Genomic DNA, 13683 nt, shown 5'->3' on the forward strand with positions numbered 1-13683 from the left:
GGCCCTGCCTGGTGTCCGCGAGCTGGGGCGGGCCCCCGCCGACCGTGATCCGCACGAGCTTACAAAGCAGATGTCGGCGGTTCGAAACCGTCCGCGCCCACAGACGAGAAGCCCCCGGCCACTGCGGCCGGGGGCTTTTCCGCTTTGTTCGCGCGGGCCTCGCCGACGGTCGGGTTCCGGACGGTGCCGTCGTCTCCGTCCCAGGCATGGTGAGTGGACGTTCCCCCGTCGTTCAGGGCGTCGCTGATCTCCACGAGGCGGTTTCGGGGCAGCGCGAAGGCGTTGGTGGGGTTCCGGTAGGAGTGCCCTCCGTCGTTGATTCGGGTGCCGTCCGCCTGCCTCCAGTGGGCAGGGGCCCACTGGCCCTGGTTGTCGAGGAGGGTGCGCGCCACCTCCGCCGGTTCCTCGATGACGGTGAGAGCGGCGAGTGCGGAGGTGAGGGTGGCGGCCGCGTCGTCGGGGATCAGGGCGTCGCCGAGCGTCGGGAAGAGCAACAGGAGGCGGGCGTCGGTGTCGGCGGGGCCTTCTGCCGTCGGCCGCCGGGCGACGGACAGCAGCTCCGGCCAGGCCAGGCCGGGTCCCATGAAGTGGCCGTCGTCCACGGCGAGGGTCTCCGCCGCCGGCCACGTCGGGTGGTGGAGCAGGTAGTCGACCCCGCGCTCCCCCTCGATGTTGCGGTAGACGACGTGGAAGGTGTGCCCGGAGCGCAGGGGCACGTCGAACACCGGCCAGGCGCGCTCGTCGTGCAGCAGGTGGAGCAGGTCCGTCGCGGCGTCCCAGTCGGCACCGAACGCGGCCCGCCGCGCGTCCTCGCCCCGCAAGCAGGTGCCGAGGTGCACCGGCCAGAACAACGGGTCGTTCAGATGGGCGGAGCCCTGGACCAGCGGGCCTTCCTCGTAACCGGGAATCTTCAGCACGGGAGGATGGTGGCACGGGGGACCGACACCGCCTCGGCCGCAGGCCGTTCGAGCGGCCGGAATGCGCCTTCCTCAGTTCTTGCTCAGAAGGGTGCTCTTTTCTACCCGATCCCCGTTCCCTTGATTACGGTCGTCGCAGGGGGCTGCCTCACTGACCTGGCAGGCGGTCCCGTGAGCGGTTCCGATGCGGGGGGAAGACGTGCGGATGACGGAATGGGGCAGGACGGGCGGCGGGGGTGGCGGCGAGTGCGTGGCGGCGTCGCGCAGGGCGTTGGTCGCGGTTCTTGTTCTCGGGGCTTTTCTGGTTGCCGGATGTACCGAGGATGCTGACCCGGCGGGTACTCCCTCGGTGTCGGCAGGGGTGAAGACGCCTCGGGGGGAGGGCGAGGAAAGCCGGGGGGAGCGGGCCAAGGCCGTTCTCGAGACGGTTTCGGTGGATGATCCGGGATTCGTGGAATCCGGGCTGGAGCGGGTGGAGGACGGCCTGCACCACCGGTCCTCGCTCGTGAAGGGGGAGGCCTACGAGGTCTCCGTGGTGTGCGTGGGGACCGGGAGCGTGCGGGTCGTCGTGGGCGGTGGGGATCCGCGGGCCGTGCCCTGCGACGGGGTGGCCGCGAGGCGGGACGTGGGGAGCGCGCCGGAGGAGTTGCCCGTCGACGTCACCGCGGAGGCCGGGGCCACGGGCATGGTCGCCTGGCAGGTCGTCTCCGTCGCTTCGGCTTCCTGAGCCGGAGCCTTCAGGGGTGCCCGGGGCGGCGGTCAGTAGGCCCGGGCGAAGATACGGGCGCCGTTGTGGAAGGTGAGGGTCAGGCCCGTCTGGGAGGCCGCTTCCGGTTGGGTGGACCAGCGCTCGACGGACGCGATCTCCGGGGAGGCGGCCTGGGCCAGGGCGGCGGCGAGCCAGGCCTCGGGGGAGTCGGTCTTCCGAGGCGGTTCGCCGGCGGGGACCGGGGTGCCGGTGGACGGTTCGTCGAGGAAGCCCTCGTGTTTGGCGCCCTCGGGGAGCTGGCCGGTGAACTGCCATTGGCTCTCGGTCGTGCCCACCGTGATGACCACGCCGAAGGGGTGCTTGGTGTCGCCGGACTCGGCGAGGGTCCGCACGCCGTCGGCGGTGGGGCTGTTCTTCACGATGTCGACGACGAAGTCGCTGAATCGCTGGGGGCGCATGTGCGGTCATGTCCTTTCTTGTGGGCTGTCCATCCTAGGGATCGTGGGGCAGGTGGTCGGATTCGCACGCGAAAGCCCCGAAGCGTGATAGGTTCGGAGGTCTTCGTGTTCGGGGTGACGCTGTGCCAGGTCGGACTTTGATCACTTCGATCTTCTTGTCGCCCGCCGTCGCTTCGGCGAACCCCGGGAGCGGGGGAGAATTGACGCGGACCTCGGGCCGCGGGTGTACTCCACCGCATGGCTGAGGTGGGGGACGCGCCCGAACCGGGCGCGCAGAGCGGCGAGATGACGCCGCAGCGGTACATCGAGACGCGCGTCGAGCAGTACCGGGAGTGGTACGACACCAAGGCGACCCGCATGAAGGCGATGCACCTGCGGATGCGGACCGTGTCCGTCGTCGGCGGGGCGCTCGTGCCGGTGTTCGTGAACGTGGACCTGGGCTTCGCGCGCGTCACGGCCACGGTCCTGAGCGTGGTCGTCGTCGCCGCGGTGTCGCTGGAGAGCGTCTACCGGTACCGGGAGCAGTGGAAGAACTACCGCTCGACCGAGCAGCTCCTCGGGCACGAGCGCGTCTACTTCGAGACCAGGGTGGGGCCCTACCGCGGCCTGTCGAAGCGGGAGGCGTTCTCCGTGCTGGTCGCCCGGGTCGAGAAGGCCATCGCCAACGAGAACTCGGCCACCCTGAACGTCATGACGCTCGGCGGGCAGGTCGACTCCGACGTACAGGCCGGGGTCCCCGCCACCCGTACCGAGAGCGTGGTCGTGGAGAGCGTCCGGGCCGAGAGCGTGAAGGTGGCGAGCACCCGGAGCGGCGAGGACGGTGGGTAGGAGGGCTTGCGGCGCGGGCCCCGGTGGTCTCCGGAGCCCGCCCCCCTCAGACGCGGTGCCGCGTCAGCACCACTTGTAGTCCACCCGCGTCGAGTTGTACGCGCAGGTGTCGACGCTCGCGCCGTTCGACTTGCGCAGCGTCGCCGTGTCCCGGTCGTTGTTCCAGACGTACGCCCCGCGGTTCTGGTAGACGTTCGCGGAGGTGTTCGTGCCGCGGCCCGTGCGGACCGTCACGATCTTGCCCTTGCCCAGGACGAAGTTGCCGAAGGTGTACTTGTGGTTGGCCGCGTCCGTGAGCGTCCAGCCCCGCAGGTTGACCGCCGCACCGGTCGTGTTGCGTATCTGCACGTACTCGCCGTTGAGGCTGGCGGTGGACCGGTTGTCCGTGCCGGGGCTGTCGTACCAGATCTTGTAGAGGTGGACCGAGCCGGCGGCCTGGGCCTGCGCGGGCAGCAGGAGGACGCCGGAGGCGGCGGCCGCGGTCACGGCCGCGAGCGTGCGTGCACGAAGCATGGATGTCCCTCGATTTCTGCCGGGCCCCCGCCGATGGGGATCCGGCGAGCACACAGGATACGCACGATCTTCACTCCCTCCGCACAACTTGCGGGAAAGCGGGGGCGGGAGGAGACGTGCCTGTCCTAGGCTCGCCGCATGGTCAGCGACGCCCTCCGGGACACCGACGCCCTTCGGGACCCCGACGTCCTCCAGGGCGCCGGCACTCTCCGGGGCAGCGACGCCCTCCGCGACCCCGGAGCCTTCCGGGGCGGCGACACCTCCCGGGTCCCCGACCCCCTCCGGGTCACCGTCCTCGGGTCCGCCACCCCCTACCCCCGCCCGGACAACGCCTGTTCCGGCTTCCTCGTCGAGGGCGGCGGCGCGCGGGTGTGGGTCGACGCCGGAACCGGCACCCTCGCGGAACTCCAGCGGTACGTCGCGCTCGACCGGGTCGACGCCGTCTGGCTCTCCCACCTGCACGCCGACCACAGCGCCGACCTCCTCACCACCTTCTACGCCCTGCTGTACGCCGGACTCGACCTCCCCCTGCCCCTCCCGCTCCTCGGCCCGCCCGGCACCGCCGACCGCCTCGCCGGATTCCTCACCGACGGGCCCGTCCGCAGCCCCGTCGAGAAGGCCTTCGCCGTGGAGGAGCTGTACGACGGGCACGCCACCCGGATCGGCGGGCTCACCCTCCGCTCCCGGGCCGTCGAGCACGGCGGCCCGTCCGCCTTCGCCCTGCGCGTCGAGGACGGACGGGGCCGCTCGCTCGTGTACTCCGGGGACTGCGAGCCCTGCCCCTCCCTCGTCGAACTCGCCCGTGACTGCGACCTGTTGATCTGCGAGGCCGACGGGGACGGTCCCGGGCACCACTCGGCCGCGCAGGCCGGACGGAGCGCCGCCGAGGCCCGGGCCCGCCGCCTCGTCCTCACCCACGTCGGGCCGGGTACGGAGCCGGGCGAGGCCGTCGCGCTCGCCGCCGCCGGGTACCCCGGGGAGGTCGCCCACGCCGACCCCGGGCTGCGGTTCGTCCCCGGGGCGGGCCGGGAGGAGTGGACCGAGGCCGCCGCCCGTCCGGGCCGGGGTCCGGGCGCGTGACGCGGGCCCGGTTCCGTAACCCCGCACCCCGTACGCACCCCTCACGCGTCGAAGTCGTACTCCAGGACGTACGACGACGAGTCCAGCGTCATCTCGTTCAGCTCCACCGCCACCCCCGCCTCCGTGAAGGCCGTGCGGTCGACGAGGATCACCGGCGTCCCGAGCTCCAGGGCCAGCCGCTCCGACTCCTCCGCCGTCGGCATCCGGCAGCGGATCTCCTCCCGGAAGCGCACCGGCCGCCGGCCCAGCTCGGCCAGGCGGGCGTAGATGCCGCCCGGACCCGTGTCCCGCTCGGCGATCGGCGTCCCGCGCACCAGCTCGGCCGAGAGGTACGAGACGGAGAGCAGCACCGGCCTGTCGTCCAGGACGAACCGGCGGCTCCGGACGCAGACGGGCGCGCCCGGCGGCAGGTCGAGCGCCTCCGCGACCCGGGCGCCGGCCTCCGCCTCGCCCACCTCGATCCGGTCGACCACCAGGTCCCGGTCCTCCGCGTCCGCCGACCAGACCGAACGGCCGCCGCCCCAGAGGTCGCCCGCCAGGCGCGGGATGCCCCGGCGGCGCAGCGGGCGGAAGACGCGGACGAACACCCCGGAGCCCTTGCGCGCCTCGGCGAGCCCCTCGGTCCGCAGCACGGAGAGGGCCTGCCGGGCCGTCATCCGCGCCACCTCGTAGGTCGCCATCAGGTCGTTCTCGCCGGGGAGCCGGTCGCCCGGCGCGAAGGCGCCCGACCGGATCGCGTCTCTCAACTCATCAGCGATCCGCTGGTACTTGGGCTGCCGAGCGCTGTCCTGGTCGGTCACGGGTGGACCACTCCCTTCATCTGCGGGACACCCTACGGCGCACCCCTCGGCGCGGAAGCACACGTGTACGCCGTCCCGACCGGTCGATCCATCCATCGGGGGACATCTCTAGAGATACGTTGACAGGGCCGGGTCGCCGCGCTTCCCTGAGTGTCCCCATGCTTCAGGTTCCGGGACGGAGGGGACGCGTGCAGCCACTGCCCGAGGTCGGTGACCTCGTCCGTGACACCGCCACCGGGCGGGTCGGGTTCTACGTGGACAGCGCCTCCGGGCGCTTCCGCATCCGTGCCGTCCACGGTGGCACCGAGTGGGAGGCCGAGCCCGTCGACGTCCAGCTCGCCACGCCCCTGCACGAGCTGCGGGCCCGTACCGCCGAGATCAACGCCCGGAGCAGACGCGGCCTCGGCGGCGTCGGGGCGTAGGGGACGTCGGGGTCGTAGGGGTCGTAGGGGTCATAGGGGTGTGGGTGGCGGGCCGGGCGGTTGTCAGTGGCGCGCGCCACACTGGAGGCATGTGCCGCAGCATCAAGACGCTCCGCCCGCCCGTGCTTCCCGAGGAGGCGACCGAGGACGACATCCGCGCCGCCGCCCTCCAGTACGTCCGGAAGATCTCCGGCTTCCGCGCCCCCGCCGCCCACAACCGCGAGGTCTTCGAGCGGGCCGTGGACGAGATCGCCGAGGCCACCGCGAGACTCCTCGACGGCCTGGAGGTACGCGGGACGCACTCCGCGAGGACGCGCTCGTAACCCGTGCCGTGCGGGACCGCACCCGCGCCCCGCGAGGACGCGCTCGTGATCCCGTACTGCGCGGGACCCCGCCCTCAGGAAGCGGGCGCCGCGGTCGTGGCCGGACGGCGCAGGAGATACGCGGCGAGGCCGCCCGCCAGGAAGAGCGCGAGGGTCGACACCCCCGCGCTGAACCAGGTCGCGCCCATCCACTGACCGCCCAGCCAGCCGAGCCCCACGCTGTACGACGCCCAGGTCACGCCCGCGAGCGCCGACCACGGCAGGAACTCCTTGCTCCGCCGCTTCGCCGCGCCCGCGCCCAGCGAGACCACGGAGCGGCCCGCCGGCGCGAAGCGCGCGAGCACCACGAGCAGTCCGCCGCCCCGGGCGAGCGCGGTGCCGAGACGTTCCTGCGCGAGGGAGAGGCGCCGGGAGCGCGCTATCGCCCGGTCCAGCCTGGCCCCGCCCCGGCGCGCCAGGCGGTACGCGAGGAAGTCGCCGAGCACCGAGGCCGTGGCCGCACAGAGGAGCAGGGGGAGGAGCGACGGCACGTCGGGGGAGGCGGCGGTCGCCGTCGCGGCGGTCGCCGCCGTGGCCGCGGTGATCACCAGGAAGCCGCTCGGCAGCACGGGCAGGAAGACGTCGAGCAGGATCGACGTCGCCACCACCGGGTAGATCCACGGACCGGCGGTGAGCGACCGCAGCGAGCCCAGGCTGTCGAGCAGATTCACAGGGGCAGAGCCTACGCGGGATCGGGGGCCCGCCGCCGGATGGGTGCGCGGCGGGCCCGACGGGGTGCCGGCGAGCGGTGCCGGTGCCACGCGCCGGAGCCGCCGCCGGTGCCGTGCACCGCTGCCGCGCCGGTGTTCGATCGTGCGGGAACCTGGCGGGAGTCGTCCGGTACGGGGTCGGTACCGGACGCGCGCCGCGTGCGGGAAAAGGCCGGAATCCGTGCTGCGGACACCGGCTCCTCTCCTGTAGGACGCCGAGACGGGTGAGCCTGCCGGTCCTGTCTGTCCTGCTGATCCCGTACGTCTCCGGGCCGGGCCGGCGATGGGGACGCGGCCCGGACTCGGCCTCAGGCCGTGGCCGGCGCGGCCTGCTCCTCGCGCTCCGCGGTCTTCTCCGTGCTCCTCTCCCCGCGCGCCGTCACGTCCGCGCCGTTCCGGGCCCCGGCTCCGAAGAGCCCGTCCAGGGCCAGCGCGCCCGGACCGGTGAAGACGAGCAGGAAGAAGGCCCAGCAGAACAGGGCCGAGGTCTCGCCGCCGTTCTGGAGCGGGAAGAGGGCCTCGGGCTGGTGGACGTTGAAGTACGCGTACGCCATCGAGCCCGAGGCCAGGAAGGCGGCGCTGCGGGTGCCGAGGCCGAGCAGGACCAGGCCGCCCGCGACGAACTGGATCACCGCCGCGTACCAACCGGGCCAGGTGCCCGCCTCGACCGTGCCGCCGCCGTGGGCCCCGCCGAGGACGCCGAAGAGCGAGGCGGCGCCGTGGCAGAGGAAGAGCAGGCCGACGACTATGCGGAAGAGGCCGAGCGCGTACGGCCGGGCCTGGTCCAGGCGGGCCGTGAGACCGGCCGCGCCCTCGGTACCGGTACGGGTGCCGGCGCTCGCGCCGACGGCCGTACCGGCCGCCTCGCCGGTCTTGCCCGGCGCGGTGGGATCGCTGGTGTTGCTCATGGGGTGGGACTCCTTCGGTCTGGCCTCGTCCGTCGGCGAACGAGGTGGGGGACGGAACCGATGAGTCCGTAGGTTAGGTTCACCTCACTAGTACTTGCAAGTTCAACATCGGACCGCCGGGAAGTGTGTGGTCGTGTTCACTTCCCGGCCGGCATGCCGTGACGTTTCTTCAAGCGGGGTGGTGTCAGCAGCCGTTGAGGACGGACTGGAGGGCGCTCTTCTCGGCGGAGTCGACGCTGAGGTTCCAGTGGTACTTCACGTGCACCCAGGCCCTGACGTACGTGCAGCGGTAGGCCGTCCGCGAGGGCAGCCACTTCGCCGGGTCGAGGTCGCCCTTGGCCTGGTTGACGTTGTCCGTGACGGCGATGAGCTGCGGGCGGGTCAGGTCGTTGGCGAAGGACTGGCGCTGGGCGGTGGTCCAGGAGCTGGCGCCGGAGCGCCAGGCCTCGGCGAGCGGGACCATGTGGTCGATGTCGAGGTCCGAGGCGGCGGTCCAGGTGGCGCCGTCGTACTCGGAGTACCAGCTACCGCCGGTGGCGGCACAACTGGAGTCCGTGACGACGTTGTTGCCGTCCCGCTTGAGGACGGTCTCGCGGGTGTTGCAGGCGCCGGACTGGGTGATCCAGTGCGGGAAGAGGTCCCGGCTGTAGCCCGAGGTGGAACCTTCCGCCTTCACCGTGAGGGCGGCCAGGTAGGTGCGCGCGGTCGCGGCGCTGACCGGGGTGGGCATGGCGGCCTGGGCGGCGGGCGCGGTGGCGAGGAGGCCGGTGACGGTGAGGGTGGCGGAGGTGGTGAGCACGGCGAGTCGACGCGCGTAGACGCTGCGGACGGACATGTGAACTCCCTTGAGGTGGGGGGACCGTGGCGGGTGCCGTCCCCGTGGGGCACCGGGCGGCGGCCCGGTCATCGTGGCGGCGCCAGGTTTCCGTACGGGGTGCGCCAGGTAACAGCGTGACGACATGGGCACGTCACATCAAGGGGTGTGCGCGTGCTGACGGAGCGCCAGATTCCGCTCGGCGGCCTGGGATTGAGGGGTGGAGCGCGGGGTGGTGCGGGGCGCGGCGCGCGCGGGGGGCGCGTGCGGGGTGCCGCGTCGCTGGGGCGGGGTCGCTGGGGCGGGGTCGACGGGGTGGGGACCGGCTGTCCGGAAGTGTGGGGCCGGGAGGCCGGCGCGTCCAGGGGCGTGGCGGGGCGTACGGCACGTCCGCGCGGGCGCCGGGATGCTTGCGCGTGCGGGGCCCAGGGAGGCGTGCGCTCAAGTCCCTTTGAGGGTAGGGCGGTTACGCGTTCGTCCGCGTGGGTGCCGGTCGGGGACGGGTGCCGGGGATGGGGCGGGCGACGGCGGCGGAGGTGGCGGAGGCGGGGCCGGCGTCGGCGGCGGGGCGGGCGTCGGGGGAGCCGTACCGAGAAGCGCTCGCGCGCGGCCGGGGGATCCGGCCGCGCGCGAGCGGGGAGTGCGGGTGGGGGAGGGGCGTTACGGCGCGGTGGTCGTCGTCAGCGTGATCGTGCCGTCCGGCGCCGCCTCGACCCGCAGGCGGGTGAGGTCGGGCACGTACGCGTCCGGTGCGAAGGCCGCCGCGCGCGGGCCCACGCCCACGACGCGCATGCCGGCCGCGCGACCCGCCTGGATCCCCGCTTCGGAGTCCTCGAAGACCACGCAGTCCTCCGGGGCGAAGCCCAGCGCGGCCGCGCCCTTCAGGAAGCCCTCCGGGTCCGGCTTGCTGGCCCCGACGCACTCGGCCGTGATCCGGGTCTCCGGCACGCGCAGCTCCGCCGCCCCCATCCGTGCCTGGGCGAGCGCCTCGTCCGCCGAGGTCACCAGGGCGTGCGGCAGGTCCGCGATCGCGGCCATGAAGGCGGGCGCGCCGCCGACGGGCACGACCCCGTCGAGGTCGGCGGTCTCCTCGGCGAGCATGACCCGGTTGTCGGCGTGGTTCTCCTCCATGGGGCGGTCCGGGAGGAGTACGGCCATCGTCGCGTACCCCTGGCGGCCGTGGACCACCTGGAGCACGGCGTCCCCGTCCAGGCCCTGCCGCTCGGCCCAGCGGCGCCAGCAGCGTTCGACGACGGCGTCCGAGTTGACGAGGGTGCCGTCCATGTCGAGGAGGAGGGCGCGGGCGGTGAGCGTTGCCGGGGTGGTGGCAGGCATCGGGGTCTCCAGAGGGGGTGGTGCGGAGAACAAGGCGGACCCGCCCACCGGTCAGGGAGTGCGGGCGGGGCCACTTTGTTTTTCAACGATACAAAACCGGGGGCGGTCTTGGCCAACCGGCCCTCTCCGTGTCCGCATCCTGGGACTGCCGCCTGTCGCACTTGCTGTCCGCCGGCCGTTGTTCCTGGCCCTGGTCCTGGTTCCGGTCCGGGTCTTGGCCCTGGCCCTGGCTCTGACCCCGTCCCCGTCCTCGCCCCCGGCCCGCGCCCCTGGTCGCCCGCCGCTCAGTTCCCCGACTGCTCCCCTTCCAGTGCCGCGCGCGTGCTCGGTCCGTACACGCCCAGCGGGTCGCCCTGGATCGACCGCCAGCGCTGGAACTCCCGGACGGCCTCCCGGACCTTGTTGCCGTAGCGGCCGTCGACCGGGCCGAAGTAGACCCAGGCGGCCCGCAGCCGCCACTGGAGGTCCTCCACCTCGGGCCCCTCGTCGCCGTAGCTGAGGGTCATGGCCCGTTCCGGCTCCTCCGTCGCCTCCGGGGACCGCGAGGGCTCCGCGCTCGTCGCCGACGGCGCGCTCGTCGGCGACGCCGAGGTCGTGACGGCGGGAGGGGGCGCCGGGACGGTCGAGGCGCCGGAGCTGGGGGAGGCGTCGGCGGACTCGGAGGCCGAAGCGGAGGGGGAGGCCGTCGCGGACGCGGACGGGGAGGCGGAGGGCGACGCGGACGTCCGGCGCGGCGTCGGGGAGGACGACGTCGGCTCCGGGCCCCCGGACGAGGGGGGCGGCTCCTCGGACACGGCCGGGTTCAGGGACGCGCTCGTCGTCACCTCGGGCACGGCCGCCCGGTCGTCCGTCCCGCCCCCGCCGAGGGCGGCCGCCGCCAGGGCCGCCGTGCCCGCCACGGCGACGGCGGCCACCGCCGCGATCGCCACACCGCGCCTGCGGCCCCGCGGCCGGTTCCCGCCGGGCGGGGGCGGCACCTCGCCGACCCCGCGCAGGAGCAGCGGCATCGTCTCGGAGGGGTCGCCCCCGTCGCCGGGGTGCGGCACCGGTCCGGCGGCGTCCCCGTACGGGTGACCCTGCGGGGAGGAGCCCGGACGGACCGCCGCCGGCCGGACGGTCGGCGGATCCGCGGCGGCGTCCCCCGCGCCGTAAGTCCCCGTGCCGTAAGTCCCCGTGCCGTAAGTCCCCGTGCCGTACGTCCCCGTGCCGTACGTCCCCGTGCCGTACGTCCCCGCGCCGTACGCCCCCGCGCCGTACGCCCCCGCCCCCGGCCCCGCTTCCGCGCCCTCTCCCGCGTCCAGCGTCACGTACGGCCGGATCCGCAGCGGATCGAAGTCCTCGGCCGCCGCCAGTTCGGCCCGGGCGCAGGCGCAGCCAGGTCTGTGTACACCGCATTCAGGACAGACGTGTCCGGTCATGATGGGTCCCCTCCCCGATACAACTGCGAGCGATTATGCAGCCCGCCCCCTCCCGGTGGGGGAACAGACGTGCCCTTCAGCAGGCCATAACGGGACATTCGGACCAGGATGGAGAAGCCGTCCGAGGAGAGGAACCACCCGGGAAGCTCTCGCGAACGCCGAAAAGCCGCCACGAGCCGCCACGAGCCGCTACGGGCCGCCGAAAAGCCCTTACGGGCCGCCGAGAGATCCCCACGACCCTCGCGAGCCCCCGAGGGCCCCTACGAACCCCCGAGAGCCCCCGAGAAGACTCGCGAACCGCCCAGAAAGTCCACGAGCCGCCGAGGAGACGCCCATGGCCCAGGACCTACGCCCGTCCCCGCCCGGCGGAGGCGCCTCCGCACCGGGGGAGGGGCAGCGCCACAGCACCGTCCTCGTCGCGATCGGCGCGCTGCTGCTCGGCATGCTGCTCGCCGCGCTCGACCAGACCATCGTCTCCACCGCCCTGCCGACCATCGTCAGCGAGCTCGGCGGCATGGAACACCTCTCCTGGGTGGTCACCGCCTACATGCTGGCGTCCACCGCCGCCACCCCCCTCTGGGGCAAGCTCGGCGACCAGTACGGACGCAAGAAGCTCTTCCAGGCCGCCATCGTCATCTTCCTCATCGGCTCCGCCCTCTGCGGCATCGCCCAGAACATGCCGCAGCTCATCGGCTTCCGCGCCCTCCAGGGCCTCGGCGGCGGCGGGCTCATGGTCCTGTCCATGGCGATCGTCGGCGACCTCGTCCCGCCCCGGGAGCGCGGCAAGTACCAGGGCCTCTTCGGCGCCGTCTTCGGCGCCACCAGCGTCCTCGGCCCCCTCCTCGGCGGCCTCTTCACCGAGCACCTCTCCTGGCGCTGGGTCTTCTACATCAACCTGCCGATCGGGGTCGTCGCCCTCTTCGTGATCGCCGCCGTCCTGCACATCCCGGTCCGCTCCACGCGGCACACCATCGACTACCTCGGCACCTTCCTCATCGCCTCGGTCGCCACCTGCCTGGTCCTCGTCGCCTCCCTCGGCGGCACCACCTGGGACTGGGGATCGCCGCAGATCATCGGCCTCGCCGTGCTCGGAGCCGTACTCCTCGTCTGGTTCGTGTACGTCGAGGGGCGGGCGGCCGAGCCCGTGCTGCCGCTCAAGCTGTTCCGGATCCGGACCTTCACCCTCGTCTCGGTCATCAGCTTCGTCGTCGGCTTCGCGATGTTCGGCGCGATGACCTACCTGCCGACCTTCCTCCAGGTGGTGCAGGGCGTCACCCCGACCATGTCCGGCGTCCACATGCTGCCGATGGTCCTCGGCCTGCTGCTCACCTCCACCGCCTCCGGCCAGGTCGTCAGCCGCACCGGCCGCTGGAAGGTCTTCCCCGTCGCCGGCACCGCCCTCACCGCGATCGGCCTGCTCCTCCTCCACCGCCTGACGGAGACCAGCTCCACCTGGGAGATGAGCGCCTACTTCTTCGTCTTCGGCGCCGGACTCGGCCTCGTCATGCAGGTCCTCGTCCTCGTCGTGCAGAACGCCGTCTCCTACGAGGACCTCGGCGTCGCCACCTCCGGGGCCACCTTCTTCCGCTCCATCGGCGCGTCCTTCGGCGTCGCCGTCTTCGGCACGATCTTCACCAACCGGCTCACCTCCAAACTGGAGGACGTCTTCGCCGCCGCCGGACCGGGCCTGCCGCCCGGCACCGGCCCCGGACAGGTCGCCGCCGACCCGCGCGCCGTCGCCCAGCTCCCGCCCGAGCTGCGGCCCGCCGTCCTCCACGCGTACTCCACGTCCATCACCGACGTCTTCCTGTACGCGTCGCCCGTCGTCCTCGTCGCCTTCGTCATCGCCTGGTTCCTCAAGGAGGACCGGCTCCGCACCTCGGTCACCGCGCCCGACACCACGCAGACCCTCGCCTCCAACCCGGTCGAGCGCTCCTCGTACGACGAGTGCGCCCGCGCGCTGTCCGTCCTCGGCTCCCGCGAGGGGCGCAAGGCGGTCTACGTGAAGATCACCGAGCGTGCCGGGCTCGACCTGCTGCCCGCCGCGAGCTGGCTGCTGCTGCGCATCCGCCGGCACGGCACCGTGGAGCCCGCCCGGCTCGCCGAGACCACCCCCGTACCGCTGCGGGCGATCACGGAGGCCTCCCGGCAGGTGGAGGAACGGCGCCTGGTCGCCCGCGAGGGCGTGCAGCTCATCCTCACCGAGGAGGGCGTACGGGTCTCCACCCGGCTCGCCAAGGCGCGGGAGGAGTCGCTCGCCGAACTCCTCGGCGACTGGTGGGGCCCCGAACGGCCCACCGACCTGGTGAAACTCGTGGAGGAACTGACGGCCGAACTGAGCGGCTCGGACGCGGAACGCCCTCGCACGTCGGAACCGCCCCGCGACCACCACGCGTGAGCGCCCGGGTA

General features: G+C 73.2%; 16 protein-coding genes. 7 read left to right on the plus strand and 9 right to left on the minus strand.

Annotation, left to right across the window (positions count from 1 at the left end; all coding sequences use genetic code 11):
* Positions 1–59: 59 nt before the first annotated feature.
* Positions 60–917, minus strand: a complete 858-nt coding sequence (locus ACFYNX_RS07920; RefSeq protein ID WP_388658814.1) for a hypothetical protein — start codon at positions 915–917, stop codon at positions 60–62.
* Between the two features lie 451 nt (positions 918–1368).
* On the opposite strand from ACFYNX_RS07920, the gene ACFYNX_RS07925 reads away from it, so the two are divergent.
* Positions 1369–1644, plus strand: coding sequence for a DUF6023 family protein (locus tag ACFYNX_RS07925; RefSeq protein ID WP_388658817.1), 276 nt, complete (start codon positions 1369–1371; stop codon positions 1642–1644).
* Between the two features lie 32 nt (positions 1645–1676).
* On the opposite strand, the gene ACFYNX_RS07930 is transcribed toward ACFYNX_RS07925, so the two are convergent.
* Positions 1677–2084: a hypothetical protein gene (locus ACFYNX_RS07930; RefSeq protein ID WP_388658820.1), complete on the minus strand. Its 408-nt coding sequence runs from the start codon at positions 2082–2084 to the stop codon at positions 1677–1679.
* A gap of 237 nt (positions 2085–2321) precedes the next feature.
* Here ACFYNX_RS07930 and ACFYNX_RS07935 point away from each other — a divergent pair, with 237 nt between their 5' ends.
* Entirely contained in the window at positions 2322–2912 is a 591-nt protein-coding gene (locus ACFYNX_RS07935; RefSeq protein ID WP_388658822.1) for a DUF4231 domain-containing protein, read from the plus strand.
* A gap of 63 nt (positions 2913–2975) precedes the next feature.
* Here ACFYNX_RS07935 and ACFYNX_RS07940 read toward each other — a convergent pair whose 3' ends face one another.
* Entirely contained in the window at positions 2976–3425 is a 450-nt protein-coding gene (locus tag ACFYNX_RS07940) for a lamin tail domain-containing protein (RefSeq protein ID WP_365537821.1), read from the minus strand.
* A gap of 138 nt (positions 3426–3563) precedes the next feature.
* Between ACFYNX_RS07940 and ACFYNX_RS07945 the strand changes: the two genes are divergently transcribed.
* On the plus strand, positions 3564–4505 hold the full coding sequence (locus ACFYNX_RS07945) for an MBL fold metallo-hydrolase (protein WP_388658825.1): 942 nt from the start codon (positions 3564–3566) through the stop codon (positions 4503–4505).
* Between the two features lie 41 nt (positions 4506–4546).
* On the opposite strand, the gene ACFYNX_RS07950 is transcribed toward ACFYNX_RS07945, so the two are convergent.
* Positions 4547–5305, minus strand: coding sequence for a GntR family transcriptional regulator (locus ACFYNX_RS07950; protein WP_388658828.1), 759 nt, complete (start codon positions 5303–5305; stop codon positions 4547–4549).
* Between the two features lie 188 nt (positions 5306–5493).
* Between ACFYNX_RS07950 and ACFYNX_RS07955 the strand changes: the two genes are divergently transcribed.
* Together ACFYNX_RS07955 and ACFYNX_RS07960 are read left to right on the plus strand one after the other, a co-directional pair.
* Positions 5494–5727, plus strand: a complete 234-nt coding sequence (locus ACFYNX_RS07955) for a hypothetical protein (RefSeq protein ID WP_365537817.1) — start codon at positions 5494–5496, stop codon at positions 5725–5727.
* 89 nt (positions 5728–5816) lie between these two features.
* Entirely contained in the window at positions 5817–6050 is a 234-nt protein-coding gene (locus ACFYNX_RS07960) for a DUF2277 domain-containing protein (RefSeq protein ID WP_388658831.1), read from the plus strand.
* A gap of 74 nt (positions 6051–6124) precedes the next feature.
* On the opposite strand, the gene ACFYNX_RS07965 is transcribed toward ACFYNX_RS07960, so the two are convergent.
* From ACFYNX_RS07965 to ACFYNX_RS07985, 5 genes are all read right to left on the minus strand, one after another.
* Positions 6125–6760 (minus strand): DedA family protein, encoded by a 636-nt coding sequence (locus tag ACFYNX_RS07965; protein ID WP_388658834.1) that lies wholly within the window; start codon positions 6758–6760, stop codon positions 6125–6127.
* A 347-nt stretch (positions 6761–7107) separates the two neighbouring features.
* Complete coding sequence (locus ACFYNX_RS07970; protein WP_365538948.1) at positions 7108–7587, minus strand: DoxX family protein; 480 nt, start codon at positions 7585–7587, stop codon at positions 7108–7110.
* A gap of 304 nt (positions 7588–7891) precedes the next feature.
* Positions 7892–8542: an HNH endonuclease family protein gene (locus ACFYNX_RS07975; RefSeq protein ID WP_388658837.1), complete on the minus strand. Its 651-nt coding sequence runs from the start codon at positions 8540–8542 to the stop codon at positions 7892–7894.
* A 639-nt stretch (positions 8543–9181) separates the two neighbouring features.
* Complete coding sequence (locus ACFYNX_RS07980; RefSeq protein WP_388658839.1) at positions 9182–9856, minus strand: HAD-IA family hydrolase; 675 nt, start codon at positions 9854–9856, stop codon at positions 9182–9184.
* 284 nt (positions 9857–10140) lie between these two features.
* Positions 10141–10362, minus strand: coding sequence for a peptidoglycan-binding domain-containing protein (locus ACFYNX_RS07985; RefSeq protein ID WP_365537806.1), 222 nt, complete (start codon positions 10360–10362; stop codon positions 10141–10143).
* On the opposite strand from ACFYNX_RS07985, the gene ACFYNX_RS07990 reads away from it, so the two are divergent.
* Both ACFYNX_RS07990 and ACFYNX_RS07995 read left to right on the plus strand, forming a co-directional pair.
* Positions 10361–10930 (plus strand): hypothetical protein, encoded by a 570-nt coding sequence (locus ACFYNX_RS07990; RefSeq protein WP_388658841.1) that lies wholly within the window; start codon positions 10361–10363, stop codon positions 10928–10930. The genes ACFYNX_RS07985 and ACFYNX_RS07990 overlap by 2 nt on opposite strands.
* Before the next feature lie 678 nt (positions 10931–11608).
* Positions 11609–13672 (plus strand): DHA2 family efflux MFS transporter permease subunit, encoded by a 2064-nt coding sequence (locus tag ACFYNX_RS07995; RefSeq protein WP_388658843.1) that lies wholly within the window; start codon positions 11609–11611, stop codon positions 13670–13672.
* Positions 13673–13683 lie beyond the last annotated feature (11 nt).

This window comes from Streptomyces sp. NPDC007872 (genome assembly GCF_042868165.1).
Classification (GTDB): Bacteria; Actinomycetota; Actinomycetes; order Streptomycetales; family Streptomycetaceae; genus Streptomyces.